This is a genomic window from Streptomyces sp. M41(2017) (genome assembly GCF_002078175.1).
Classification (GTDB): domain Bacteria; phylum Actinomycetota; class Actinomycetes; order Streptomycetales; family Streptomycetaceae; genus Streptomyces.
This window is the reverse complement of record NZ_MWFK01000001.1, coordinates 5,607,830-5,633,167: the sequence shown is the minus strand read 5'-3', so window position 1 is coordinate 5,633,167 and position 25,338 is coordinate 5,607,830. Positions and strand designations below refer to the sequence as shown.

General features: G+C 69.2%; 25 protein-coding genes. 11 read left to right on the top strand and 14 right to left on the bottom strand.

What is annotated here, in order from left to right; translation table 11 throughout:
- Nucleotides 1–236: 236 nt before the first annotated feature.
- The 3 genes from B0675_RS24710 (at nt 237) to B0675_RS24700 (ending at nt 1,799) form a co-directional block, all read left to right on the top strand.
- Nucleotides 237–782: a phosphatase PAP2 family protein gene (locus B0675_RS24710; protein ID WP_081221171.1), complete on the top strand. Its 546-nt coding sequence runs from the start codon at nt 237–239 to the stop codon at nt 780–782.
- 205 nt (nt 783–987) lie between these two features.
- Nucleotides 988–1,359: a phage holin family protein gene (locus B0675_RS24705; protein WP_081221169.1), complete on the top strand. Its 372-nt coding sequence runs from the start codon at nt 988–990 to the stop codon at nt 1,357–1,359.
- A complete protein-coding gene (locus tag B0675_RS24700; RefSeq protein WP_081221166.1) occupies nt 1,356–1,799 on the top strand; it encodes a DUF3618 domain-containing protein in 444 nt (147 codons plus the stop codon). The genes B0675_RS24705 and B0675_RS24700 overlap by 4 nt, the downstream gene beginning before the upstream one ends.
- Before the next feature lie 190 nt (nt 1,800–1,989).
- On the opposite strand, the gene B0675_RS24695 is transcribed toward B0675_RS24700, so the two are convergent.
- The gene (locus tag B0675_RS24695; protein ID WP_081221163.1) at nt 1,990–2,631 is read right to left on the bottom strand and encodes an MBL fold metallo-hydrolase; all 642 of its coding nucleotides are present in this window, start codon (nt 2,629–2,631) and stop codon (nt 1,990–1,992) included.
- Between the two features lie 98 nt (nt 2,632–2,729).
- On the opposite strand from B0675_RS24695, the gene B0675_RS24690 reads away from it, so the two are divergent.
- Entirely contained in the window at nt 2,730–3,155 is a 426-nt protein-coding gene (locus tag B0675_RS24690; protein ID WP_081221996.1) for a helix-turn-helix domain-containing protein, read from the top strand.
- Nucleotides 3,156–3,248: 93 nt separating this feature from the next.
- Here B0675_RS24690 and B0675_RS24685 read toward each other — a convergent pair whose 3' ends face one another.
- The 4 genes from B0675_RS24685 to B0675_RS24665 all read right to left on the bottom strand — a co-directional run bounded on the left by B0675_RS24685 (nt 3,249) and on the right by B0675_RS24665 (nt 6,456).
- Nucleotides 3,249–3,962 (bottom strand): SDR family oxidoreductase, encoded by a 714-nt coding sequence (locus B0675_RS24685; RefSeq protein ID WP_081221161.1) that lies wholly within the window; start codon nt 3,960–3,962, stop codon nt 3,249–3,251.
- A gap of 387 nt (nt 3,963–4,349) precedes the next feature.
- Nucleotides 4,350–4,706: an STAS domain-containing protein gene (locus B0675_RS24680; protein ID WP_081221159.1), complete on the bottom strand. Its 357-nt coding sequence runs from the start codon at nt 4,704–4,706 to the stop codon at nt 4,350–4,352.
- Nucleotides 4,707–5,371: 665 nt separating this feature from the next.
- Nucleotides 5,372–5,899, bottom strand: a complete 528-nt coding sequence (locus tag B0675_RS24670; RefSeq protein ID WP_081221154.1) for a MarR family transcriptional regulator — start codon at nt 5,897–5,899, stop codon at nt 5,372–5,374.
- Nucleotides 5,900–6,117: 218 nt separating this feature from the next.
- On the bottom strand, nt 6,118–6,456 hold the full coding sequence (locus tag B0675_RS24665; protein ID WP_081221151.1) for a MerR family transcriptional regulator: 339 nt from the start codon (nt 6,454–6,456) through the stop codon (nt 6,118–6,120).
- Nucleotides 6,457–7,357: 901 nt separating this feature from the next.
- Between B0675_RS24665 and B0675_RS24660 the strand changes: the two genes are divergently transcribed.
- From B0675_RS24660 to B0675_RS24650, 3 genes are all read left to right on the top strand, one after another.
- Nucleotides 7,358–7,747 (top strand): ATP-binding protein, encoded by a 390-nt coding sequence (locus B0675_RS24660; RefSeq protein ID WP_081221149.1) that lies wholly within the window; start codon nt 7,358–7,360, stop codon nt 7,745–7,747.
- Between the two features lie 223 nt (nt 7,748–7,970).
- A complete protein-coding gene (locus B0675_RS24655) occupies nt 7,971–8,609 on the top strand; it encodes a CchlQ (RefSeq protein WP_241539867.1) in 639 nt (212 codons plus the stop codon).
- A 389-nt stretch (nt 8,610–8,998) separates the two neighbouring features.
- The gene (locus tag B0675_RS24650) at nt 8,999–9,394 is read left to right on the top strand and encodes a hypothetical protein (RefSeq protein WP_081221147.1); all 396 of its coding nucleotides are present in this window, start codon (nt 8,999–9,001) and stop codon (nt 9,392–9,394) included.
- 140 nt (nt 9,395–9,534) lie between these two features.
- On the opposite strand, the gene B0675_RS24645 is transcribed toward B0675_RS24650, so the two are convergent.
- A complete protein-coding gene (locus B0675_RS24645; protein ID WP_081221145.1) occupies nt 9,535–11,742 on the bottom strand; it encodes a PP2C family protein-serine/threonine phosphatase in 2,208 nt (735 codons plus the stop codon).
- A gap of 601 nt (nt 11,743–12,343) precedes the next feature.
- Between B0675_RS24645 and B0675_RS24640 the strand changes: the two genes are divergently transcribed.
- Nucleotides 12,344–12,982 carry a dihydrofolate reductase family protein gene (locus B0675_RS24640; protein WP_081221143.1) on the top strand — a complete coding sequence of 213 codons (639 nt, stop codon included), beginning with the start codon at nt 12,344–12,346 and terminating at the stop codon, nt 12,980–12,982.
- 264 nt (nt 12,983–13,246) lie between these two features.
- On the opposite strand, the gene argG is transcribed toward B0675_RS24640, so the two are convergent.
- Complete coding sequence (argG, locus tag B0675_RS24635; RefSeq protein ID WP_081221141.1) at nt 13,247–14,695, bottom strand: argininosuccinate synthase; 1,449 nt, start codon at nt 14,693–14,695, stop codon at nt 13,247–13,249.
- A gap of 319 nt (nt 14,696–15,014) precedes the next feature.
- Complete coding sequence (locus B0675_RS24630) at nt 15,015–15,464, bottom strand: hypothetical protein (RefSeq protein WP_241539866.1); 450 nt, start codon at nt 15,462–15,464, stop codon at nt 15,015–15,017.
- A 695-nt stretch (nt 15,465–16,159) separates the two neighbouring features.
- Between B0675_RS24630 and B0675_RS24625 the strand changes: the two genes are divergently transcribed.
- Complete coding sequence (locus tag B0675_RS24625; protein WP_241539865.1) at nt 16,160–17,347, top strand: lipase; 1,188 nt, start codon at nt 16,160–16,162, stop codon at nt 17,345–17,347.
- Nucleotides 17,348–17,366: 19 nt separating this feature from the next.
- Here the strand turns inward: B0675_RS24625 and B0675_RS41440 are convergent, their stop codons facing one another.
- From B0675_RS41440 to B0675_RS24605, 4 genes are all read right to left on the bottom strand, one after another.
- Nucleotides 17,367–17,534, bottom strand: a complete 168-nt coding sequence (locus B0675_RS41440) for a hypothetical protein (protein WP_179165359.1) — start codon at nt 17,532–17,534, stop codon at nt 17,367–17,369.
- Between the two features lie 387 nt (nt 17,535–17,921).
- On the bottom strand, nt 17,922–18,887 hold the full coding sequence (locus B0675_RS24615) for a CU044_5270 family protein (protein ID WP_081221135.1): 966 nt from the start codon (nt 18,885–18,887) through the stop codon (nt 17,922–17,924).
- 2 nt (nt 18,888–18,889) lie between these two features.
- Nucleotides 18,890–19,495, bottom strand: a complete 606-nt coding sequence (locus B0675_RS24610; RefSeq protein WP_081221132.1) for a sigma-70 family RNA polymerase sigma factor — start codon at nt 19,493–19,495, stop codon at nt 18,890–18,892.
- A gap of 581 nt (nt 19,496–20,076) precedes the next feature.
- Nucleotides 20,077–20,865 carry a hypothetical protein gene (locus tag B0675_RS24605; protein ID WP_241539864.1) on the bottom strand — a complete coding sequence of 263 codons (789 nt, stop codon included), beginning with the start codon at nt 20,863–20,865 and terminating at the stop codon, nt 20,077–20,079.
- 56 nt (nt 20,866–20,921) lie between these two features.
- On the opposite strand from B0675_RS24605, the gene B0675_RS42585 reads away from it, so the two are divergent.
- Both B0675_RS42585 and B0675_RS24600 read left to right on the top strand, forming a co-directional pair.
- Nucleotides 20,922–21,260, top strand: a complete 339-nt coding sequence (locus tag B0675_RS42585) for an RHS repeat-associated core domain-containing protein (protein ID WP_347109823.1) — start codon at nt 20,922–20,924, stop codon at nt 21,258–21,260.
- 172 nt (nt 21,261–21,432) lie between these two features.
- Complete coding sequence (locus B0675_RS24600) at nt 21,433–22,074, top strand: hypothetical protein (protein WP_081221130.1); 642 nt, start codon at nt 21,433–21,435, stop codon at nt 22,072–22,074.
- A 144-nt stretch (nt 22,075–22,218) separates the two neighbouring features.
- Here B0675_RS24600 and B0675_RS24595 read toward each other — a convergent pair whose 3' ends face one another.
- Together B0675_RS24595 and B0675_RS24590 are read right to left on the bottom strand one after the other, a co-directional pair.
- The gene (locus B0675_RS24595) at nt 22,219–22,998 is read right to left on the bottom strand and encodes a hypothetical protein (RefSeq protein ID WP_081221992.1); all 780 of its coding nucleotides are present in this window, start codon (nt 22,996–22,998) and stop codon (nt 22,219–22,221) included.
- Nucleotides 22,999–23,964: 966 nt separating this feature from the next.
- Entirely contained in the window at nt 23,965–25,158 is a 1,194-nt protein-coding gene (locus B0675_RS24590; RefSeq protein ID WP_179165358.1) for an Ig-like domain-containing protein, read from the bottom strand.
- Between the last annotated feature and the right edge of the window lie 180 nt (nt 25,159–25,338).

Here is a 25,338-nt window from a genome sequence, read left to right as displayed (position 1 = left end):
CAAGTGCAGTCGATCACGCTTCCGGTGCGTCCACCTGTCCTGAACACCCCTCCGAGTGAGAACCCCGGCGGACGAGGCGCACATCGGTGAGCGGCATCTGGATGATCGCCTCGGCCGGCTCCGCGTTCCACGTCGCGACCCGCGCCACTGACGACACGGGTGAGTAATCCTCGGCACGGGCCCATCGAACGACCGCGGACGGGTGTGTGAGGCGCCGTCCGGGATACCTGCCGCTCATGGAACTGATAGCGGACGCCCGCGACGCAGATCGGCTTCTGACCCAGCGTGCGGCAGGTCGCATCCCTCCCGGCATCGGGCGGCTGCTTTCGGCGGTCGAGGAGACAGCGGAGAACAGCAAGCTGTGGTGCGGAGCCGCAGCGCTCATGGCCATGACCGGTGGGCGGCGCGGCCACAGAGCCGCGGTGCTGGGACTTGCCTCGCTCGCGCTCGCCCAGCTGGTGTCGAACGGCGTGGGCAAGCAGGTGGTCGACCGCCCACGCCCGCCCAAGGAGTGGATCGACCACGATGAGGTCGAGGACCGGCCCGATTCCTCCTCCTTCCCGTCGGGTCACACCGCGGCCGCCGTAGCCTTCACCGCCGCCGTCGCGCCCGAGTGGCCGCTTGCCGCTGCCGTCTGCGCGGTTCCTGCCGCCCTGCTGGCCCTGGAGCGCGTTCAGTCGGGAGCCCACTACCCCAGCGACGTGGGCGCCGGCGCCCTGATCGGTGCGGGAGCCGGCTGGCTCACCCGCCGTGTCCGGTACCTCCTGCCTCATCCGCTGTAGCCGCCACCCAAGGTGCCGCGCGCTTCGGGCTTCATGGCGACGCATCCCTTATCTGGACCGGCCACTTCGGGGTACTCGCTACGCCACACAGCCAGGGCCGCCGACAGCGGTCCCACGGACAGCACAGGAGGTGATCGCATGTCGAGCACACAACCGCCCAACCTGAACTCGGCCCCCCCACCCGACCGGTGTCGGACACGAGCCGGTGGGCGAGCTGGTCCAGCGGGCCTCGCAGCAGTTGACCGAGCTGGTGCGTGGCGAGATGAAGCTGGCGCAGGCGGAGATGAAGGAGAAGGGCAAGCGGTACGGCAAGAGCGGCGGACTGTTCGGCGGCGCCTCGCTCGCCGGATTCTTGATGCTCCAGGCACTGGTTGCCACCGCTATCGCCTCCCTTTCCCTCGTGCTGCCGCTCTGGGCGGCAGCCCTCGTCGTGACCGCCGCCCTCGGCGTGATCGCCGCGGCGCTGGCCCTCTCCGGCAAGAAGCAGGCCGCCAAGGCTTCTTCGCCCGTCCCCGAAACCACGATCGAGAACGTCAAGGCCGACGTGGCCGAGATCAAAAGGAGCGCACACCGATGACCCACACGCCCGCCGACCAGCACACCCCTCCCACGCCGGCCGAGCTGCGCGAACAGATCGAGCAGACTCGCCATGACCTCGGTGTCCAGGATCTTGCGGACAGGACCGACGCCAGGGCCCGTGCCCAGCAGAGGGCCGGTCAGCTGAAGGAGCAGGCGGTCGTCAAGGCCGCTGAGCTGAAGATCCAGGCGGCGAAATCCGCCTCACAGGTCCAGGACAAGCTGCCTGCCCCGGTCAAGGAGAAGGCCGCCCAGGCAGCCGCGCAGGCCCGGACCGCAGCGGCCAAGGCCGGACAGGTGTGGGAGGAGAAGGCACCCGCGTCCGTGCAGGACAGGACGGCTCAGTACGCGCGGCTGGCGCGCGACAGCCGCTCCGTTCTGCTCGTGGCCGGCGCGGGCGTCGCCGTGCTTTGGCTGACAGCCCGCCGCCGGAAGAGCTGACAGTGGCCATGAAGCGGCCGAGGGCCCGAATCCGATGAGGATTCGGGCCCTTGGCCGCTTCTGCTTCCGGACCGGACCGGACCAGTCAGCGCCGGCCCGGAGGGGGCGCGTCGCCGGACCCGCGCCACCCGGGCCTACCGGCGAATGGCGCAAGGCCTGACGGTGGGCACGCCGTGATGTGCGGGACCTTCTACAACTGGACGGCGGTACCCGGTGCGAGGCGCTCGACGGCGATCCCGGTCAGACCGTTCTCGCCCAGGAGGTTGGCGACGGAGTGCTGTCCGAGGTCGCTGAGCATGAGTTCGTGGATCTGGACGACCCGTTCGGGCTTGACCGCGCGGACGTAGTCGGCAGCTTCGCCGAGCTTGGTCCACGGCCCGCTGGTGGGGAGCAGGAGGGTGCGCACGGGGACACCGGGGGCGTAGTACGCGTCGCCCGGGTGATACAGGGTGCCGTCGAGAAGGTAGCCGACGTTGTCGGGGCACGGTATGTCGGCGTGGATCAGCGCGTGACGGTGGCCGTGCACAGCGACGGTGACGGAGCTGACGGTGAAAGTGTCGCCCTCTGCGACGGTGTGGACGCGGCCTCCTTGGCTTCCCAGGGCGGTCGCGACGCCGGCCGTGCCGTAAATCTGCAGCTCGGGCCGGTCCGCGAGGGCGGCAGCGAGCAGCTTCTCGTCGAAATGGTCGAAGTGCTCGTGGGTGATCAGGACTGCCTGTGCGCGGCCGACGGCGTCCGCCGCGTCGGGGGTGAGGGTGCCGGGATCGATCACAAGGCGGGTGTCGTCCTTCTCGACCGTGACGCATGCGTGGGCGTGCTTGGTGAGCCGCATGGGGATTCCGTTCAGATCGGTCAATAACTACAACCAAACTGTACACCTGGGTTGCACAGTTTGAAGCGGGGTAGGTTGCCTCCATGCCCGACAACACCTTGGACGACGCCCGGCTGGCCGAGGAACTCCGGCTCGCCGTCGGACAACTGGTGCGTACCGTGCGTACCGCCGACACCATGCCGCCCGCCGAGTCCGCCGTTCTCGGCTACATCGACCGCGACGGCCCACTGACCACCGCGGACGCCGCCCAGCGACGGGGCGTGAGCCACCAGTCGGTCGCAAAGTCGGTGAAGGAACTGCTTGCCCAGGGCCTCGTTCGAACCGAGGCGCACCCCATGGATGGCCGCAAGCTGCTGCTGCACCTCACCGCCGCGGGAAGCGACCGCCTCGCCGAGGAACGTCGCAGGCGCGCGGACACGCTCGGCGGCGCCATTGGCGACACACTCAGCGCCGAGGAACGCGCGACGCTCGCCGCGGCACTGCCCCTGCTGGCCCGGCTGACGGCACGCCTGAGCAGTCGGTAGCCGGGAAATAGCGGGCGGTTCCCACCTGCGTGCACGGCGCCGCAGGGGGCGACTTCGGCCGTCGACGAAGCAGCGGCGGGGCACCACGGGTAGCTATGACTGCTCGGCGAGCTGCGGGTACAGGCCGCCGAGGTCGCCCGAGAGGCCGGCCTTGACCTGGCGGGTCACCGCGTCGGCGAGAACCTCGTGGGCGTCCGTCTCGATGCCGTCGAGAGCCTGCTCCACGACGCCGCGCGCGGTGACCTTGGGCACGTCGAGACCCGTCGTCAGATCCGTGTCGACGTAGCTGACGTGCAGCCCGGTGACCTTGATCCCCTTCGGCTGGAGTTCCAGGCGCAGCGCGTTGCTCTGCGACCACAGGGCGGCCTTCGAGGCGCTGTATCCGCCCGAGCCGGGGGCCGCCAGCCAGGACAGTACGGAGTGGACGGTCAGGATGTGCCCGCCGCCGTTGCGCTCCAGGACCGGGACGAACGCCCGGGTGGTGAGCAGGGGACCGAAGAAGTTGATGTCGAACTCGCGCCGTACGTCCTCGATGGGTGAGTCGAGCAGTGACGTCCGTCCCGATCCGCCCGCGTTGTTGATCAGGATCGTGACGTCCTGGGCCCGCTCGGCGGCGGCCGCGACCGACGCGGGGTCGGTGACCTCCAGCGCCAGCGGCACCGCGTCGGGGTGGGAGACCGACTTCGGGTCGCGGGCGGTCGCGTACACGTTGGCGGCGCCCCGCTCGTAGAGGGACTCCACGAACGCCTTGCCGATACCGCGGCTGCCGCCGGTCACCAGTGCCACGGAACCTTCGATGCTGGTCATGAGCTTGCCCTTTCCGGGAACCAGTGGGTTCCCTTCGCCTCCGGGAAACGGTGACCCGCGTGCCGCCTCGCCCCCGGCCGGACACCGCAACCCCGTGGAACCCGGACACTCCAACCCGGAGGAACGTGCAGATCGGCCCCCCTCTGCAAGGAAGTTTCAGAGCAGCCGATTGTGGTCCGGTAAGGGTTTCGCAGGCTGCCTCTCACTCTCTCAGCGCTCACCCCGCCTCGCAGCCCGAGCCGGTTCGAGACGAGGCACCGCTGTGCTGCCTGCCGGCGTCGATCGCCAGGACACGCAAGATCCGCCGACACGCCGACCGCTTCTTTCTCACCCTGCAGCAGACAAGAAATTGCTGTAGCAGCCGGGTGGAGGCAGAACGGGCGGGTCTCAGGCGTTCAGGGCCTGAGCGAGACCGGGGTAGCACGGGATGACGGTCGGCAGGCCGACGATCTGAACGACCTCGTGAACCGCCGGGGTCATGGCGGCAATGCGCAGCCAGCCGCCTGCCGCCACGGCGTCCCGATGGGCGGCGAACAGGACGTGGATACCGCTGGAGTCCAGGAAAGTGACGGCGCCCAGGTCCACAACGACGCCGGATACCCCGTCATCGAACCGGAGGGCGTCGCGCAGCAGCCCCGCCGTGTCGTCGTCGATCTCACCTCTGCAGGCCACCACCCGGACGCCCGCTCGAGAAGTGGTCCGGCTGATCGACAAGAGCGCGTGCTGCCTGATGTCGTCGTTCACAAAATTTCAGCGATCCTCTGTGTGTGAGAGCTGCGCGACGCCATCCGTCGCAGAGATCGGACGGTCTGCACGGGACCGTGCAGCATCTGCTCCCTTGCGGCGAGAACGGCGAAGCGCCAAGGCGGCAGGCAATCCGACGGGCCCCCCGTGCGTCGGTCGGCGAAGAACTCGAAAATGTTGTCCTTCGACAACCATCCTCTCCTGACGCCTGCGTGGCAACCCGCCGCCCCGCCGGACTCAAGGCCGATGCGCCCGGTTGCCTCACAGGCCCCGATGGCCGGCTTCGCTCGTCGGGGCGCGCCGGGGAATACGACCGCGGCGGAGATCCTCTTGGCTGCGTGTTCGCGCTGGGCACAGGAGGTCCGGCACACCGCCATCGCCGCTCCAACCCGTGCTGCTCAGCCCCGTTGGAGGGCTCGTCCACCGCGGCGCACCGCCCACGGTTCCACGGCAGAGGCCTCCGCAGATCCACAAGGACCGCCAGCCGTAGGCGAATTGACCGCCAGTGCTCCTCCGACGCCGGGGCTCCCGTCCGTCCGACGACGTACGGACCGACCCACAACGCATCGGCGCGACGACCCGGGACGTCTATCTCTCCGGCCGAGGGGACGGTTCCGGAGCGTTGACCGTAAGGGGATCCGGTGGGGCTGTTCGGTGACCGCCTGTCACGGCGCGCCGTCTCCCAACGTCGGGAGTCCCCACGGCGGTGTGTCCTCGGCGACGAGGTGGAGCATGGGGTGGCTGGTCATTGCTTGTTGGAGTCCTGCCAGGCCCTCGGCGAGTGCGGCGCGCTGATGGTCGGGCATGGCGTTGAGGGCCTGAAGGAGGACCTGGTCGCGTCGCTCGCGGATGTGGGCCAGATGTTCACGGCCGGCGCTGGTTACCCGGAGCATGACTTCCCGGCGGCTGTCGTGGCAGGGCTGGCGTTCGACGAGTCCCAGGGCCTGGAGGCGGTCGACCAGGCGGGAGACCGAGGGCGGAGATGCGGCCAGGAGCCGGGCGAGGGCTCGCATGCGGATCCCGTCCTCGCGGTCGACGAGGTAGAGCACGCGCAGCTGAGAGACCGAGATGTACGGAGGCGGGCCGGCGTTGCGGTCCTGCTCCCACAACAAGTCGAGGAGTTCAGCCGTGCGGCCGGCCTGGCGGGCGACGGCCAAGAGCGGGCCGAGGCAGGGGTATGTCCACTCGGTCATGCATTTCCCATCCACGGGACCCGGCTTCTGAACGGAGTCACCACCGGCGTTGGCACGTGACCGCGGTCGATCCAGCCCGGCAGACCGCCGGGCACTTGGTCGGCAAATTCTCTCTTCTCTCGACTGTTCATCCGTCTCGGTCCCAAACCCCTGCTCGTCCGCCCTGCCCCGAGCTGGTACATGAACGGCCCTGGGAGCCGAGTCCGGTCGCGGCCGTCTTACGCCGCGGCCGTCGGGTCTGCCGTTCCGTCATTGCGGCGATATGCGGCGTTCAGCTGCTGGGCCTCTTCGAGCTGGTCTTCGAGGATGACGATGCGGCACGCGGCCTCGATCGGCGTCCCCTGGTCGACGAGCTCTCGCGCACGGGCCGCGATGCGCAACTGGTAGCGGGAGTAACGCCGGTGGCCACCCGCGGAGCGCAGCGGGGTGATCAAGCGGGCTTCCCCGATCGCCCGGAGGAAGCCTTGGGTGGTGCCGAGGACTTCGGCGGCCCGGCCCATGGTGTAGGCGGGGTAGTCGTCGTCGTCGAGCCGGCCGAACGAGTCGTCTGCTGTCATTGCACCTCTCTGAAATGGAACGCGTAGAGGGGCCCTGGCGCTCGTCGCGCCAGGGCCCCGAAGGAACTGCTACACCATCTGCCGGCCCTGATACCGCACGGGCCTTCTGTATCCGGGAACCCGACCAGATCGGCTCGGGGTTCGCGGGGATCGCGGTTGCTCGACCGGAGACCACCTCACTATCGATGTCCTGCGGTACCCGGGCTCGTCACTCCACCCGGGCGATCCTGATGGCGCCTGGCTCCTCCGTTCATCCCTCTGGGATCAAGCCGACTGCTGGTACTGCTGCACTGCGTACTACTGGGTACTACTGGTGATGCGAACTACTCGGTGACCTGGGGAAGCGTCACTCTTCGACAGTCAGCCCCGTCGCCCTTCCTGCATCTGCTCCGGCTTGGAACCCCACTGCCGAACCTCCCGGTGCGCGCGCCCGCAGCCGACGCCTTCACCGAGGTACCACTCACACATCTTCACTGCGGAATCTCGCGTACTGCACTCACCGGTACTGCCACCGCAAACCATCGCGGGTCCTGCTTTTGGTGGCCCCTGATCACTACGGGCCACCCGGTCCGGTCGTCAGCCCCGTCGCCGTACCGCAAAAGTCCTGGCTTCGAAACTCCACCACCGCACCGTCCAACAGATGCCAACTGCTCACCGCTGCCCGGCAGTTCGTGACTGCCGGGCCGCTGTCTTCTTGACTACGAGAGAAACCATAGCCAGCCGATCAAGCAATGTCTACTCCAGCCACCATAGATTTCTGCGCGTTCGGCAGCGAGCTAATCGGGCTCGAACAGTGCTGGAGGACGAGGGAAGCCCACCGTTCTGCGGGTTGGCGGCCTCCGACCGGGGCACCCGGCACAGCACGGAGGAACAGGCGGAACGATGCAGAGAGAGTGACCCGATGGACACGATGAGCGTCAACGCCACAGCCGACCGCCCCACACCGTCCCTCGCCGGCGCACGCAAGAGCACCCGCAGGTTCCTCGAAGGTCTTCACCGACCGATCGGGGCCAAGGACGCCGACAGCATCCTCCTGGTGGTCTCCGAACTCGTCACCAACGCCCTGCGCCACGGCGGAGGCACCTGCACCCTGGACCTGTACGCCCACCCCGACAGCATCGAGGTCGCCGTCCACGACCACAGCCGCCAAGCGCCCCACCTGCGTACCCCCGACCTGACCGGCGCCACCGGCGGCTTCGGCTGGCGCATGGTCAACCACCTCGCCCGCGCCACCGCCGTGACCCGCCCAGCAGAAGGCGGCAAGACCGTCAGCGCGCTCCTCCCCCGGTAGCCCCACGGCGCGCCGTCGATCGACGCGAGTCGCTCCACTCTGAAGCCGGACATGACGCCGACCGACCGGCGGCCGAGCCCCACCGACCCTCGACCGGCACGGTTCACGCGAACCGGCTCCGGCGCACTTTCCGCCTCCTGGACGGTGTCGACGCGACCTGAGCACGCCGGCACGCCAAGCATCACCAGCGCGAGTTCGTGCTCCAAGCGAGCACGGTCGTCTCGTGGCGTCCGGCATGATCAGCGGGACGGGACGGCGTGGAGTGAACGCGTCCTGGCGGGACACCGACTGGGGGCAGGGCATGGAGTGGGGAACGCTGGTCGCCACACTGGGCGGCGGTCTGATCGCGATAGCGGGCACGGTACTGGCAGACCGTTTACGTACTCGGCAGGAACATCGTCGCGGCCTTCAGGCGCGCCGACGGGACGTCTACACGGAGTTCATCGCAGCGGCGGGCACGGCCCACACCGAACTGCGCCGCCTCGCGCAGAACGGCACGGCTGCGACCGACCTGGAGGAAGCGAGCCGCCTGGCCCTGACCGACGCCCGGATCTACGAGGTGCGCGAGCGCCTCTTCATCGACGCCAGCGCCCGGATCGCAGGCACGGGCCAGACCATGTTCGAACGTCTCCGCGCCCTCCGCGGGACGGTGGCCGCCGGGGCCGGCCTCTCGGCACCCGCGTTCCACGACATCTACCACCCCTACCTGAACGCGGTCTGGGCCTACCGCGAGGCTGTCCGTGACGAGTTGGGAGGCCCCGCCCTCACCCCGGCCGACTTCGGCTGGTCCACGTGGGACGGCCGCGAACGCTGCGCGCACTGCGGGCAGCGCGGGGCCGACACCACTCCCGCGCAACCTTGACGACCACGACCCCAGCCAGGATCGGCTCACGCGGCGTCACCTCCCACACGGGTTGCGGATCGGCGGGAAACTCAGCGACCCAACGTTCGGTCTCCGCAGCCCGGTCACGCTCGTGCTCCGCCACCATGCCCGCGCCCTGGCCTGGCTCGGTGCCGACTCCAGCTGGGCGGCGTTCGCCCGGTGGCACCGTTGTCGGTGTACTCCCTCAACTGGCGCGGTCCCGAGGCGCGGCGCACGGACGCCCCGCGGCCAAACACATTTCAGTCCCTCTTGAAACGTTGGTGGCCGCCAGGCCGTCGGTCATACGGTGCTGCGCGTCAGCATCGACGGACCACCGCAGCACACCTCGTCGCAGCGGGACGGCCCACGGAGCCCAGGGGGAACCATCCATGCCCATACGTACTCTGCGCAACGGACTCCTCGCCGCGCTGGCCGCGGTCGGACTGCTCGCCGGCACCGCCCAGGCCGCCTCGGCACAGCCCAGTCCCGGGACGACGGCCGCCGCGCCGCAGTCCGCATCCCTGGTCTACATGACCACGATCGTCGACCAGTGGTCACACTGGACACCCGACTGGCACGACTCCTCCCACGCGGGAACTCTGAAGGCGGGCAAGAGCTACTTCTTCTGCTACAAGTACGGCCTCACCTACTCGGACTTCGGCCGCCAGAGCTCTGTCTGGCTCAAGACGGACGACGACACCGGGAACCACAACGTGTATGTGAGCGACGTCTACCTCAACGACGAAGGATTCCGCAACGACATCCTGTGGCTGCCCAAATGCTGACGGCTCGCAGGCTAAGAGACGGTAGGCCTGGCCCGGCGACCCGGAGCCCGAGCTCATCGACGCCCATCAAGAGCTCCAGCCGCCCTGGGCACTGTGTGCCTGACGGCAAACAGCCACACGTCATGATCGGGAGAGCCCGTTCAAGGGCTGCCGCGGGGTGTGATCGCGATGAGGGCGATGTCGTCGGTGAGGCGGTGGGTCCACTGCTGCGCGTCGGCCACGAGTGAGCGAAGCAGGGTGGGCAGGTCACCGTCCGGGATGTGCAGCAGGCGCGGCAGCAGGGGATAGAATTCGCCGGATGCGTTGCGGGCTTCGCTCAGACCGTCGGTGGCGAGCAGCAGGACGGCGCCCGGCTGGAGGGAAACCGAGGTGGGCGCGGGACCGAGCTGCTGGTCGAGTGCGGCGAAACCGAGCGGCAGAAGGACGGGGAGGTCGACTTCCTCGGCCCGCTGGTGAGTGAGGAGTACGGGTGGGAGGTGACCGCAGTTGAAGATGCGTACTTCGTCGCTGTGGTCGTGATGTTCGAGCAGGAGTGCGGTGGCGAAGAGTTCGGTGTCGTCGCGGGCAGCGGCGGTGCGGGCGATGTGGCGGTCGAGGTGGGTGGCCAGTTCGGTGAGGTCCGGGGTGTCGTGGACGCGGCTGCGGAAACAGCCCAGGACGTCGTTGACGATGCCCAGGGCGTCCAGTCCTTTCCCGCGGACGTCGCCGAGAAGGATCCGGGTGGTGTGGTCGGTTCGGGTGACGTCGTAGAAGTCGCCGCCGATGCCGGAGTCGGTGGTCGCCGGGAGGTACAGGCACGCGAGTCTGAGGTCGCCGACGAATGCGGGCGGGTGCCGGAGCACGGCTTGCTGCAAGGCGGTCGCGCCGGCCACGGTGCGGGCCAGACGCTCGCTCTGGCGCCCGCGGATCCACACGGCGATCCCGACGATGACGCCGCTGAGGACGAACACGGCCAGGGACAGCGGCCGCTGGGCATAGCGGGGCTCGCTCAGCACCGTGACCAGGACGTACTGGACTGCTGCGGCGCCGGCGACCGCGAGGGCGACTGCGGAGCGTCCGAGGAGCACAGCGGCCAGGGCCAGGACGACGACGGTGATCCACAGCAGTTGGTTGATGGTGGCGACGCGGGTGGCGTCGGTGATGACCGTCTCGTAGGGGATGCCGGAGATCGCGGCGCTGCCCAGGACGACGGCTGCCGGGTAGGCCGCCGCGGTCACACCACGCGAGTCGGCCGGCAGTGCGGCCAGATACTCGGTGACCGAGGCAACCTGCGCCATGGCAATGCCGGTGCCGACCACGACCGCCAGGGCCGTGGCCATGGTGGTCGCGAGGAAGGGCTGGTGGTGGGGAAGCGTCGACATGAGGGAAACGCTGACCGCTGCGAGCGTGAGTCCCAGAGCTGAGGCGGTGCGCTGGGAGACGGCGCGGCGCAGGCAGACGAGCCCGGCGACGACGAAGCCCGCACCGAAGCCCGCGAAGGCGATCAGGCCGGCCGCCTGCCCCGCTCCGCGTTCGCTCAGCAGGACCAGGAGCACCGTCGCGAGTGCGGACTGTCCGAAGCCCCAGACCCCGCCGGCGGTCACCGCTGCCGACACCGGTGCATGGCGCCTCGTTGAGGACTCGGCAGGGGTTCGGGTTCTCATCCGCACCAGCCATGCGGGCCACTGGCCGCATGCGCAGGCGAACAGCACCGTGAGCGAGAGGGCCAGCAGGACCACCACCTGCGCGTCGGCCCAGTTGCGCAGCGGGGTGGCCTGCAGGCCTGCTCCGAGCAGGACGACGAGCACACCGTGAACTGCGAAACGGTCGGGTGCGGGGCGGACTTGGGTCGGCGGGCCCGTCAGGGAATGCAGGCGCAGGGAGGCGATGAACAAGGCCAGGCACAGCAGGACCGGTACCGACTCGCCTGCCCGCCAGCCGCCGACCTGCTCCGCGAGCAGCGCCAGCCCGACACCGGCGATCAGAGCCGCAGCCAGGGCGGCGAAGGCTCCCGCCACCTGATGCCGGATCCGGCCGGTCAGATGGGCGACCGGCACGGAGGCCAGAAAGCCCACGACCGCGGCCATGACGCCGGCACTCTGCACCAGCAGACCGGCCCAGTATGCCCACACGGTGGGCGCAGCGGCCAGACCGGCCCCTCCCGCGCAGGCGGCGGCCAACCCGCCCACGGCGACGCGGCGCGTGCCCCACACGTCGACGGCCCGCCCTCCCGCCAACACTCCGGCCAGCGATGCGACAACCACCAGAATCTGGGATGCCGCCCGATCCGTGGCGTCCATGCCCAACGACGAGCCGGTGCGCACCAATGTGGCACTGTGCAGGGTCGGCACCAGCAGCCCCAGCGCCACTCCTGCCAAAAGGACGAGCGGCTCGTGCCACCTCAGGCTGTAGCCCCTCGCATCACTGACACGTCCAGCTGACACTGTCGCTCCCACCTCCTGACACGCGCCCTGCATCACCGTCATCAGACACCAGACAGGAGCCCGGGCTGCTCATTGAAGCCACCGCGGTGGGAGACAACGGCCCGAATACTCCGCGATGAACCCGCCACCGCCGGCCGGGCTGATCCCGTCTGGCCTCAATCTCCCGCTGGCTCGCGCAGCCGCGCGGGCCACCGGACGCGAGGGCGCCTGTCAGGGCTCGCTTCCTGAGGGCCACCCATGTGTTGCGGCGGGCGCGGAGGCGTTCGGAACCGTACGCCCCGCACGCGCCGTGGAGCCGGTCCGTACGGGACGACGCACCGACCCGGAAGGGGCGGATACGGTCGTCGAGTCGGGCCGTTCGTCACCGAGATGGTGCCGGGCTCCCCCTCCGCGGACCTGGCTGACGGCCGGACCGCACCGGACGAAGGACGCCGCTGCCCAGAGAAGGTGCGCGGAGATGTCGATCCAGGCAGGCTCTGTTCGACGCAGGGGTGAGAGAGCGACATCGACACGAGAGGTGAAGGCCATGCCCAAGGTCCGCGTACACAACGTGACGATCTCCGTCGACGGCTTCGCGGCCGGCGCGAACCAGCGACTGGACGCCCCGTTCGGCGATGGCGTCGGCTGGGGTGACGACCTGCACAGCTGGTTCGTCTCGGCGGCGGAGGACTCCGCCGCGGGGAAGAGCGGAGTCGATGTCGACTACTTCGTCCGCGGCGATCAGAACATCGGTGCCACGATCATGGGGCGGAACATGTTCGGGCCGCAGCGCGGGCCGTGGGTGGACGAGTCCTGGAAGGGCTGGTGGGGCGACAACCCGACGTACCACCACGACGTCTTCGTGCACACCCACCATCTGCGCCCGACGTTGGAGATGGCCGGCGGAACAGCCTTCCACTTCACCGACGAACCGCTCGAGACGGTCCTCCAGCGCGCGTTCGACGCGGCCGGCGGCAAAGACGTCCGGATCGGCGGCGGCGCCGCGGTCATCCAACAGTATCTGCGCGCCGGGTTGATCGACGAACTCCACCTGGCGATCGCGCCGATGCTCATCGGGCACGGGGAGCGACTGTTCGACAATCTGGGTGACGGGATCGACGGCTACCGGGTTTCCGAGCTGGTCGGCTCGCCGACCGTCACGCACGCGGTGCTGGTCCGCCGCTGACGCGCGCGGGCAGGGATCACCGGTCACCGGTCACCAGTCAGGAAGACACACCGTCGTCGACGACGGACCGGCCGAACCCGGCGCGTCACGCATTCCCCTCCGGCCGCGCATCAGGTCGGATCGACGCCCGGCAGGCCGTGCCGACTGCGCTCGTCGACTCGAGTGCGTGCGGTGGCCGACAGGGCCGCCTCTCGGCCCCGCCCGCCCGTGAGGCCCCGACGGTGAATCCGTCGGGGCCTCACGAAGAACGGCAAGTCGATCTGATCAGTCGGTGCCCGATTCCATGGCGGCACGGTCGAGCATCTCCTCATCGCTGGAGACCTCGCCGCGTGAGGCGATGGCCTGGGACCCGCCCTGCGACATGGCGCCGATCAGCCCGGTCGAGGCCGCCTGGGCGGCGCCGACGAGCGCGGCCTGGTCGGTGCCGACCATACCGATGCCCGCGTACTGCTCGAGCCGGGCACGCGAGTCGGCGATGTCGAGGTTGCGCATGGTGAGCTGGCCGATCCGGTCCACCGGGCCGAACGCCGAGTCCTCGGTGCGCTCCATCGACAGCTTGTCCGGGTGGTAGCTGAACGCCGGGCCGGTGGTGTCGAGGATCGAGTAGTCCTCCCCACGCCGCAGCCGCAGGGTGACCTCGCCGGTGACCGCCGAGCCGACCCATCGCTGCAGCGACTCCCGCACCATCAGGGCCTGCGGGTCGAGCCAGCGGCCTTCGTACATCAGCCGGCCCAGACGCCGTCCCTCGGTGTAATAGTGGGCGAGGGTGTCCTCGTTGTGGATCGCGTTGACGAGGCGCTCGTACGCGGTGTGCAGCAGAGCCATGCCGGGAGCTTCGTAGATGCCGCGGCTCTTGGCCTCGATGATCCGGTTTTCGATCTGGTCCGACATTCCCATGCCGTGGCGGCCGCCGATCGCGTTCGCCTCGATCACCAGGTCGACCGGGGAGGCGAACTCCTCGCCGTTGATCGTCGCCGGGCGGCCCTGCTCGAAGCCGATCGTCACGTCCTCGACAGGGATCTCCACTTGGGGGTCCCAGAATCGCGCGCCCATGATCGGTTCCACGGTTTCGACGCCGGTGTTCAGGTGCTCCAGGGTCTTGGCCTCGTGCGTGGCGCCCCAGATGTTGGCGTCCGTCGAGTACGCCTTCTCGGTGCTGTCGCGGTAGGGCAGCTCGTGGGCTCGCAGCCACTCCGACATCTCCTTGCGGCCGCCGAGTTCGGAGACGAAGTCCGCGTCCAGCCAGGGCTTGTAGATGCGCAGGTGAGGGTTGGCGAGCAGGCCGTACCGGTAGAACCGCTCGATGTCGTTGCCCTTGAACGTCGAGCCGTCGCCCCAGATCTGTACGTCGTCCTCGAGCATCGCCCGGACCAGCAGGGTGCCGGTGACGGCGCGGCCGAGCGGCGTGGTGTTGAAATATGCGCGCCCGCCCGAGCGGATGTGGAAGGCGCCGCAGGCCAGCGCGGCGAGGCCCTCCTCGACCAAGGCCGCACGGCAGTCGACCAGGCGTGCGATCTCGGCGCCGTACATCTTTGCCCGCCCGGGCACCGAAGCGATGTCCGGCTCGTCGTACTGGCCGATATCGGCGGTATAGGTGCACGGGACGGCACCCTTGTCGCGCATCCAGGCGACGGCGACCGAGGTGTCGAGGCCGCCGGAGAAGGCGATGCCGACGCGCTCGCCGGAGGGCAGTGAGGTGAGAACCTTGGACATAGGTAGAGTATGCAGGCTTCTGCATTTTCATGCAAACCATCCGACCCTTCGGACGCCACCGACGCCGACGTTGGTGTTGCATCGGACTGAAGGGCGGCGCATAGGCCGCGCAAAGCGCCGGGCGCATGCAGTCAGGACCGCCCCGTCCGCGTCAGCTGTCGCCAGCCCTCACCCGCCGGCTTCACGGTCAACCCGCGAGGGCCTGCCCGGTCGCCGGGTCCGCCGCAGTGCTGTCGAACGACCCCCAGGGGGACCGAGGGTGATCGAACCCGCTTCGTGGGGTTTCACGGGGGCTGGCGTGCGCCTGACGACGTGGCGGTCAGGTCTGGCACTGAGAGGTCGCGGCGCCGGTCCAGTTGCTCCAGGCGCCTCCCGCGGGTTTGACGTGAACGCGGATCTCGACTTTGGCGTTGACGACGAAGCAGACGCGGGTGGTGCTGCCGATTTCGGTGGGGCCGGTGGTCGTACGGCGGGGGACGAGGGCGCGTCCGTTGCCGATCTTGACCCAGTGGCCGCCGGAGACCACGCGGAAGAAGGCTTCGTACTCGACGTGGGCGGCGTGGGGGCTGGTGTTGCGAAGAACGACGTGGGCCTTGATGTCGCGGGTGTAGATGCGCCCCTCCTTGCCCTTCTCGGCGCTGATGCAGCCGTTGGCTGCGATACCCCGAGTGGAGACGGAGCCGCCGCAGGCGACGGCGGCGGCGTGGGCGTTGGCAGCGGGAAGCAGGAGGGCGAGCGCGGTGGCGGAGATCAGGGCTGCGGTCCGCATCAGACGCATGGAAGTCCTTCCGGTTGAGGAATGTCCCATCTTCTACCGGAATTTCGAGTTGTTTCTCCTCCGCCACCCTTTCGCGTGAACTTCTTCCGTGCGTGGTCCCGCGCGGGCGCGGTCGGCGGGCATCCGGGCAGCGTCGCAAGCGGGTCGCCGTCGCATCGGCCGCGGTCGTCAACGGTCCCGGTGTCACGAAGATCCCCATCAACCGCCCAGCGGCGCGGTCGGGTTCCAGGACGAACGCCTCGCGGGCATGGCCCACGACGCACGCCTACGCGGCCGCGCGCCCCTCGGAACAGCGAGCAGGCCGTGCCTCGACCCGAAGTACCGGTGGAAGAGCACCGCGGCGACAGGTTGACGACCCGAAACGCGTGATTCGGACGCCGCCACTGACCGATCCACCCACCCCGCGGGGGCGCCGGAAAGCCACCTGGGCAGGGGCGCCCGGGACCGCCAAGCGGGGCCGGCCCGACCGACACCGACGGGACGACGTCGAAGTCGCAGCGCGCCCTCCGGTGGCCCCACGCAGGACTGCGTTCACCGGTAAGAGAACGGTGTGAACCGATAATTGATCGGGCTTTCGGCGCCAAATGACCTAGCCTTTAAGGAACTTGACGATGAGCAGGTCGGACGATGGCGTTCTCTTTACCATTTTCGCAGTGCGCCCAGGATCCGGCCGCGGAAGGAGTGCAGTGCCTCCCGTACGCCCGAATCGCCGTTCCCTCATAGCCGGTGGACTCGCGGTGGCCGCCGCGACCGCCGTTCCCCTGTCGGTGTCCACGCCCTCAGTGGCGGCCGGTCTCATCCCCCTCCGGCTGGCCGGGCCGACCGGTCCCGCGCCGGTGGGCGCAGTAGAGCTGCACCTGGTCGACCCGTCGCGGACCGACCCCTGGTCGGGGCAGCCACGCGAAGTGATGGTGACCGTGACGTACCCGGCTGCCGACGTGCGTGACCGCGCGATGTTCCCCTGGCTTCCCGCTGGTGCCGAGCGGGCCCTGAAAGCACGCTTCGGGGGCGCGGTGGACGGCTACGCGCTGCCGACGACCCACAGTGCCAACCGCGCGCCGGTCCGGCCCGGCCGCCGGCCGGTGCTGCTCCACTCGCCGGGATACAACGCGGACCGCACGTTCAACACGCTGGTCATCGAGGAACTGGCGTCCTGGGGCTATGTCGTGGTCGCGATCGACCATCCCTACGATTCGGGCGAGGTGGAGTTCCCGGACGGCCGCGTGGTCGTCAATCGCCCCGACGACGCCAGCGACGAGGCCCGCACGGCCGCGGTCGCGGTGCGCGCCGCCGACATGCGGTTCGTTCTCGACCAACTGACCGTGCTGGAGCGGGGCGGCAACCCCGACGCCGAGGGGCGTCCGCTCCCGCGCGGGCTGCGCGGGACGCTGGATCTCAGGCGGGTCGGCGCTTTCGGGCACTCCCGGGGCGGAGCAGCGTCGGCGGCGCTGATGTATCTGGACAAGCGGGTGCGGGCCGGCGTCAATCTGGACGGCGCGCTGTACGGGCCGGTGGTCAAGCACGGTCTTGACCGGCCGTTCCTGCTGATGGACACGGTGGTCCACGACGGGCTGAACGAAGACGAGACCTGGCCACCGTTCTGGGCGCACCTGAGCGACTGGCACCGCTGTCTGCGGCTCACGGAAGCCGACCACAACTGCTTCACCGACCTCGTGGCCATCGCCCCCAAGCTCCCCGAGGCAGTACGCAATACGCTGCAGATCGGCCCGATCCCCGCCGACCGGGCTGTGGCTGCCGTGCGGGCGACCGTGCGGGCCTTCTTCGATCTTCAGCTGCGCGGCCGCCCGGACGCCGGGCATCTGTTGTGGGGGGCTTCGCCGCGCTACCCCGAGATCGAGTACATGGCCGGATAGCAACCGGCGCCGGACGCCCTCAGGCGTTCTGCCCGCGGCCCTGCCGCACGACGACGGGCATCACCAGCAACGCCCCTGCTGGGCAGGCCCGTTCGGTACGGACGAGGAAGAAGGCCTCGCCCTGGAAGAGGCGGAACAGCGCGGGCCCGTCACGCACCGGAAGACGGGTGAGTTCCCACCCGGTCATGGTCAGGGTCGACGGTTGCTGGCGTCGGTCTCCAGGCCGGCCAGGGGGCCGGGCGTCGTCGGATCACCACCTTGGCGACGGCCGGCCGGGGACACGGCAAGGGTTTCCCCGCGGGTCGGGCACGGAGCGGTGCGCGGCGGCGGTCTCCCGCCGCCGCGCACCCGCACAGCGCGCCGAAGAGCGCGGTCGCGCCTCTGGCGTGCGGACAGCAGTGTCGTGCGGCAAGCGCAACAACCCTCGCTGGGCTCGCGGAGCGCGCGCCCGGCGGCTCGGAAGACGGGCGGCCCCGCCCCCGTGGCCCGGCCCCCCGTGGCCCGGCCCCCCGTGGCCCGGCCCCCCGTGGCGCGGCCCGTCCCCGTGGCGCGGACCGCGCAGGATCGCGGTCGGTCAGTTGCGGTCACCCGCCTTGTCCACCACAGCCGTCGTGACGATCGAGTCACCGCCGAGGACCTTGCCTCGTGCCGAGATCATCTGGCTACCGACGATCCGGTAGGTCCTCGGGTCGATCAGCCACCGGTCGTGGATCGATTCGCCGGTGGCGGAGTTCTCCCCACGGAAGTAGTTCAGGGCGATCACCCGGCGTCCGGCGGCGGTGTCGACCAGGTGGCCGGTGACCTCTCCGCCCGGCAGGAGTGCGAGGGCGCGGTATAGAGACGCCAGGCCGTTGGCCGGCATCACGTCGGCCGACAGCAGGACTCTGATCTCGGAGTAGTCGTTGCGTGCCTGTGAGACCTCCTGGGAATCGGCGACGGCATCCTGCTCGCGCAGCGCCTTCAGCGTCTGCTTGCCGTCGGCCGGCAGGACGGTGAGGACCTGGTACATCTCACGTGGCGAGCGGTCATCGCGCCCGCCGCCGTTCTCCATGTGCATCTTGGTGACGTCGAGCGGCTTGTTCCTCAACCGGAAGGCGCTGGCGGAGCCGTCGTAGCGGATCCAGTTCTCCACAGCGCCCACGCGTTTGTTGGACTTGTTCTCAGGCTCCTGCACCGACTTGGTGTAGATCCATTGCTTCGCCGTCGGAACGGTGCCGTCCGGCTGAGTCTGGACCGCGTCGGCGGCCCGCCGCAGGAACTCCGCCGCGCTCACTCCTTTGAAGCGCACGCCCTGCGTGGCTGCGGGCTGCACCGCGCGTCCGGCGTCCTTCCCACCCACCAGCAGGGTGGCGGCGACGGCGACGGCGGTCACCGCGGCCGCGACCGCGACGATCGCGAACTCCCGCCGTCGCCACACCGCGCGGCGCGACTCCCTGGCTCGCACGGCTTCGGTGAGCCGTGCCCGCCCCGGTGCGAGCCGGCCTCGGTCGGGTACCGGCGTGTGGGCGCGCAGCTCACGCACTTCGGTCATCTCGTCCATGGCTAGGCCACCTCCGCGGTGTCGATCACGAACGTGGGATCGGCGCCCAGCGCCGTACGTACCTTGCGTCGCGCCCGGTTGAGCCGCGATCGAACCGTGCCGACGGGTATGCCCAACGCCTCCGCGACCTCCTGGTAGGTCAGTTCGGCCCAGGCGACGAGCAGCAGGACGTGCCGGTCCGGCGCCGACAGTCCCGCCAGAGCGCCGGCCAGCGGGCCCTGCGCCGCGATCCGGCTGTCGGTGTCCTCCGGCCAGAAGGAGCCCCCGGACGCGGCGAGCGGGTCGTGGCCGGTGCGGGCGAGCGCCCTGAGCGCCCGCACCTCGGCGCGGCGCTGCTTGCCGATGAGGTTCCCGGCGATGCCGTACAGCCAGGGGCGCGCGTTGGCGCGGCTCTGGTCGTAGCGGGACCGGATCCGGAAGGCGACCAGGAAGGTGTCGGCGGTGATGTCGTCAGCGGCCGCGTCGCCCAGGCGACGGGCCGCGTAGCGGTGGACATCGGGGGCGTAGCGGTCGTAGAGCGTGGCGAACAGCTCCGGCTCCTCCAACGACTGCGCGACGATCTCCGCGTCGTCCATCGTCGGTGCCGTGGACGGCGGTGGTCCGCTCACAGTGCTTCCCCTGACTCCTCGGTGAATGCCTCACCCGTTGTTCCCCGCCGACATCCAAAAGGTTCACGGTTTCGCGAAAGCCGTCGCCCCCCGGTGAACACGCAGGCGTTCGGGGAATCATCCGCTTCAGCACCTTCCGCACGGAGGGGCCCGGTCTCCGAGGTTCGTCCGGCCGTTCGCGGATCGAACGACTCGCGATCCGGGTGGGCCCGGCGTCCGGTTGTGCTTTGTCGCGGATCCGCGCCCGACGCCCGACGGGCAGCGTCGAAGGCGCCTCGACGTCCATGTCCCATTCGACGATGGTGCTGTCCGGCTCGATGAAGTGACGGGACAGAGGCCGAAGGCCCGACAGATTCCCCGGCGGCTCACTTCGCCAAGCGGTCCCACAACGCGCATCCGTGCGCGGTGAACGCGTCGACGGGGCGAATGCCGCCTCGTCCCGACGCCAGTGACTGCACCGACGGCCTCAGCGGGGAGGACACGCGGAAGGCGGGCCATCGAGGTGCGCCGGCGGTGTGGAAGGCCCCGCCGGAGCGGGGCCTTCGCTGCGCAGTCGGGCGCACCGACCGTGGTACGGGTCCTCAGCTCACGTCGACGTAGTCGCCGGAGGAGTTGCTGGCACCGGTGGTGGTGTTGCCGCTGTAACGCCAGCGCCAGGTGCCGTCCTGGGAAGCCGTCACGGTGGTCTTCAGGTGACCGGTACTGCCGGCGGTCACGGACTTGACCGTGGAGTAGGTGCTGGAACCGGCCGGCTTGAACTGCAGCTTCACCGACCGGCCGCCGTAATTGTCGTAGCGGTGCTGACTCCAGTTGGCGCGCTGCACAGTGCCCGTAACGGTGATCTGCTTGCCCTTTGCGACGGGCTCCGGGGACGCGTTCGCGCTCTGGATGCGCGAGGCACGCTGGAGGCTGACCGTCGCGGAGAGCAGGTCGTCGTCGTAGCCACCGTTCTTCTTGATGGCCGTGCCGAGAGTCTTCCACGCGGCGGCGTCACTGTTGACGAGGTGATTGCCATGACCGACCGGCATCCCGTTCGGGTCGATGGTCACCGTCTCGTCGCAGGCACGGAAGGTATAGCCCCCCGCAGACGACACCTTGCAGCTCCACCGGGTCGAGGAGATCGAGAGCATGTACCGGTTGGACCCGCTGCTGCGGTACGCGTCGACATACCAGTCGTCGAGCGCCACCTTGCTCTTCACCGTGTACGTCAGTCGGGCCTCGACTTCGGCACTGATACCGACGACGATCGGCTCGCCGTTGTTGAAGACGACTTTCGAGAAGGAGATGTCGCTTTCAGCCGCGTGCGCGGCCGGCGCCGTGAGCCCCACGCCCACCAGCGTCATACCTCCGGCCACGACCGCGGCGGCCACGCTCCGCGCGGTCGCCGGTCTGTTCCGCTGTACAGCAGCGGATGTCGCAGTGATCAATCCCCACCCCTGAGTCAGATACGAGAGCGGCGGGTCGACTGCCCGCCGCCGGAACTCTAGATCATCCAGGGGCGGCACCCGACGCCGCTCCGCACCCGGCCGGCAAGGCGGCTGATCGCGTCATCACGCCGACCGATCCCCCGGCAACCGGACGGCCTTACCGCTTCGCCGGCACCTACCAGGACCCCATGCATCTGCACCACACGGGCGCCCGCAACTACGGCACCAGTACCGGCCGCTTCACCCGGAACGACCCCTCCGGCCAGGACCGGCGAACGCCGCGGCCGATGAAGCGTCGGTGCGCCTCGGACCGGTTGCCGTCGGGAGCTTTCTGCTGATCACCCGGGGTTCCAGCCGCGGCAGGAGTCCTGCAGGTCGAGCAGTGCCGGGCGGAAAGAACCGGGCTGCGCTTCACCGCTTGCCAGGGGCGATCTCGTCGCCGTACATTCCCTGCACCCGGCTCGTCCGGTCGCTTCGTCTATCCCTTTGAGCACATGAGGAGCGCCCGCTATGACGGGTGTACTGGCGGTCGCAGGCGGCACCGCATCCGGCAAGTCCACCCTTGCCGAAGCCCTTTCCCTGCAGTGTCCCGAGAGCATCGCGCTGATCCATCTGGACGACTACTACGTGCCCGCGCACGACCCCCTGAGGGGTGTGTGGACGGTCAGTGCCGACCACCACGCCGTCCTGGACTGGAACCATCCGGGCTCGATCGACGAGGCAGCGGTGACACACGCCATCGACGCGGCGCTGTTGCGTGCCGGTGTGCTGCTGGTGGTGGTCGAGGGCCTGTTCGCGCTGACCCTGCCGTCCGTGGTCCGGCGAGCCGCGTGGCGGGTGTATGTCGACACCCCCGACGACATACGCCTGGCCCGCAAGATCCTCCGGAAGATCGAAGTGCAGCGGCAGGACCCCCGGCTGTCCCTGCGCAACTATCTGCAGACCGGCAGAGACCGCCACGCGGCCCACGTCGCGCCCTCCCGGGCGGCGGCCGATCTGATCGTGGACGGGACCGCGAGCGAGGCGGAGATGCTGGCGAGCGTCATGCCGCTGATCGGCCCGGCCCTCGCGCCACCACCCGCCGCGCCCTCGCCGGCCCAGAGGGTGTGCGAGGTGACCCGTACCGCCGGTGTCCCCGCCTTCGCGCTGTGACGGGCCCGAGGCTCCTGGGGCGACGGGCCGGGATGCCGGCCTCGCTGCAACCGAGCGCGCTGGTTGGCCGACCCGGCCGAACAGCGCGCTGACGGCGCGGAATACACGGTCACGGCAGATGGCGAAGAGGTCCGGGCACGTCGACTACTGCACGGCGACAGAGTCACCGGTCGACGACTTCGCCCCGGAGGTGGAGTTCCCGTAGTACGTCCACCGCCACGTCCCCGACTTCGTCGCCTTCACCGTGGTCTTGAGGGCGCCGGTGCTGCTCGATGTCGCCTTCTTGACCGTCGTGTACGAGGAGGCGCCGGCCGCCTTGAACTGCAGGCTCACCGTGCGGCCCGCGTAGCCCTGGTACGTGTGGGTGTCCCAGTTCGCCCGTTCGACCCGGCCGGTGACAGTGATCGTCTTGCCTGCCGCGACGGGCTCCGGCGATGCGTTGACCGTGACCCGCGTAGCCCGCTGCACCTGCAACGGGAGGTTCTCGTCGTCGGTGTCGAAGGCGTCACCGGCGAGAAAGACCCGCGCTGCGGTCTTCCAAGCACCGGCGTACTCGTTCCCGAAGTCGGCGAACCTCGGGTCGATGTACAGCCACTCCTTGAAGTCGCAGATCCCGTCGGCCTTGTCCACGACCTTGCAGTCGCTGGTGATGACGGTGCTCTGCAGCGTGTCACTGCTGTCGGGGTGCCCCCGGTAGGGGAACACGGTTGGACCGAAGTCGTAGGTGAGCTTCGTCGTCATCCGGAAGGATGCGGGCACGACAACCTCGTTGGTGGTCCCGACGACGATCGGCTTCCCGCCATTCACCGTGACCCGGGTGAACGAGACCCCGCCCTCAGCGGCCCCGGCGGGCACCGCCGCCACCCCGGTGAACACGACCGCCGCTCCACCGGCCACCACTGTGCTCCACATCGTTCTGCCCATCGTCGGCTTCCCCATCTACGAGCCCGTCCTCTCCCCCACAGCCCTGACCGGGCCTCTGGAATGCCGGCCGAAGGATCATTCCTGGCGGCCAACTGTCGGACAGCGGAGGGCTGTAGGCGGTTGTACGCGGGACAGCAACGATTTGATCACCACGGCGTACTCTTCGCCCGTCACCAGGCTCTGGTGCAGCAGGCCTTGAGCGACTTTCGCCGCCGGGTGGACGCCCCGTCGAGCTCCTTATCAAGTGCGCGGTGTCTCTCGGGTCTGGCATGCTGCCCCCGTGAACACCAAGCTCAGAAAGGACGATGCCGCGTAATCGGCCGTCCCAAGTCCGCGCCGCCGGACGCCACCCGAGGCGGCGGCTGCATGAAGTACGAGCACCCGGAATGCCGCGGGGCTCCGGCAAGCTCGCCGGAGCGATCTCCCGTCTTGAGCGCGATCGGTTCTGGCCCGGGGCGACAGCCCAGGCCCTGCAGGAGTGGTCGCGAACAGCCCACCGCCCCAGTCGTGGTCTTTCCGGCGGCTGTGGTTGCACTCTGTGCAGCCCCTATTACGCAACCGACGTGCGGGGAGTTCTGGAAGTGGCCATGCACGCTCTCGCGCCACAAGCGGCGCGCGAGCTGCGGCGCCTGGTGCAACCGCTCGATGATCTCTACATCGCCAGGACCTGGCCCGACCCCTTCGCGTCACCCGAGGCCGGATGGTGGGTAGGCCGCTGCTGGGAATAGCCGGCCCTTCTCGCTCCGAGCCACCGTGATCGTGCCCGAGCGGAGTCACGGCGGAAACTCACGCAGACTCCGGCCGTACCAAGCTGATGGAGCCCCGCCCGACGACCGGGCGGGGCTCCACCTTTTCCATGCACGCGCTCTTCGGAATCGACGGCGTCAGAATCAAGGCGCCGGGCGGTGATGTCCCGGCCGCCGCCAGACGGGAGGATTCAGGTTCGCGTGCGTGAGCGACGTGGCGTCAGTTCGACGCGCTGCCCGAGACCCACTGGCTCCACGGCATGTTCCAGTCGCTGAGGCCGTTGCCCGGGGCGACCGTGGCCTTGTCCGGGGAGTTCTTGACGATCACGACGTCACCAGTCAGCGAGTTGTCGAAGAACCATGCGGCGGGCAGCTTGCCGTCGTCGGCGTTCCTGACGTCCTTGAGTCCGACGCAGCCGTGGCTGGTGTTGACCTTGCCGAAGACCGAGTCGCCACCCCAGTAGTTGCCGTGGATGAACGTGCCCGAGTCGGTCAGGCGCATGGCGTGCGGCACGGCCTCGATGTCGTAGGAGGGCTTGCCGTTCTTCTCCGTGAGGCCGACGGTCGCACCGTTCATGTGGATCTGCCGGTACTTCTCGGAGATGGCCATCTGGCCGTTGTACGTCGGGTGCTCTGCGCTGCCGGCCGAGATGGGGATGGTCTTGATCGTCTTGCCGTCCCGCACGACGGACATCTGCTTCGTCTTGGCGTCGACGGTGCTGATCTGGCTCCGGCCGATCTTGAAAGTGACCGTCTGCTGGACGCCGTCGCGGCTCATCTTGACGGTGACGGTGGAGCCGGGCTTCCAGTAGTGCTCGGGGCGGAAGTCCAGTCGACTGTTGGTGAGCCAGTGGCCGGCGATCTGCTCGCCGCTGCTGGAACTGACCTGGATCTTCGACTCCACCGCGGCCTTGTCGCCGATCGCCTTGTCGAAGGTGAAGGTCACGGGCATGCCCACGCCGACGGTCGAGCCGTTCTCGGGCGAGAGGTGCCCGAGGAAGTCGTTGGCCGGAGAGACCGTACTGATGGCGGCGTTCTCGATGGCCGAGCGGCCCTTCGCATCCTCGGCCTCCGCGGCGACCTGATAGCGAGTGGCCTGCTTCAGCGGGCCGGACGGCATCCAGGAAGTAGCGTCCGTGGACAGGGTGCCCGGAACCTCGGTACCCGTCGCAACGTCGGTCATGGTCACTTTGGTGAGCTTGCCGTTACTGACCGCGACATTCACGGGGTCGCTGGCTCCGACGCCGTGGGCCCCGCCGGGCGTGATCTTTATTCGGGCGTCGGAAACGTCCTGGGTGTCCCTGTGATGCGCCTGCGCCTGCTGCTGCGCATCAGGGTGAGCCCCGTTGTCGCCGGTGGCGGCGTAGCTGGTACCGGCCAGGGCCGTGAGCACGAGGGCCCCGGCCGAAGCCATCAGTACGGTGCCTCGCTTGCGTGCGGTGATCAAACTCTTCTCCCAGGCCGCTGGTCGTCGATTCCCCCGGCTGATCGTTGATTCCCCCGACTGATCGACAGAGGAGGAATCAACCCCAAGGAGCCATTTTTACTTATTAGTCCGATTTATTGGGTGGATTGTGACAGGTTTCACGCACTA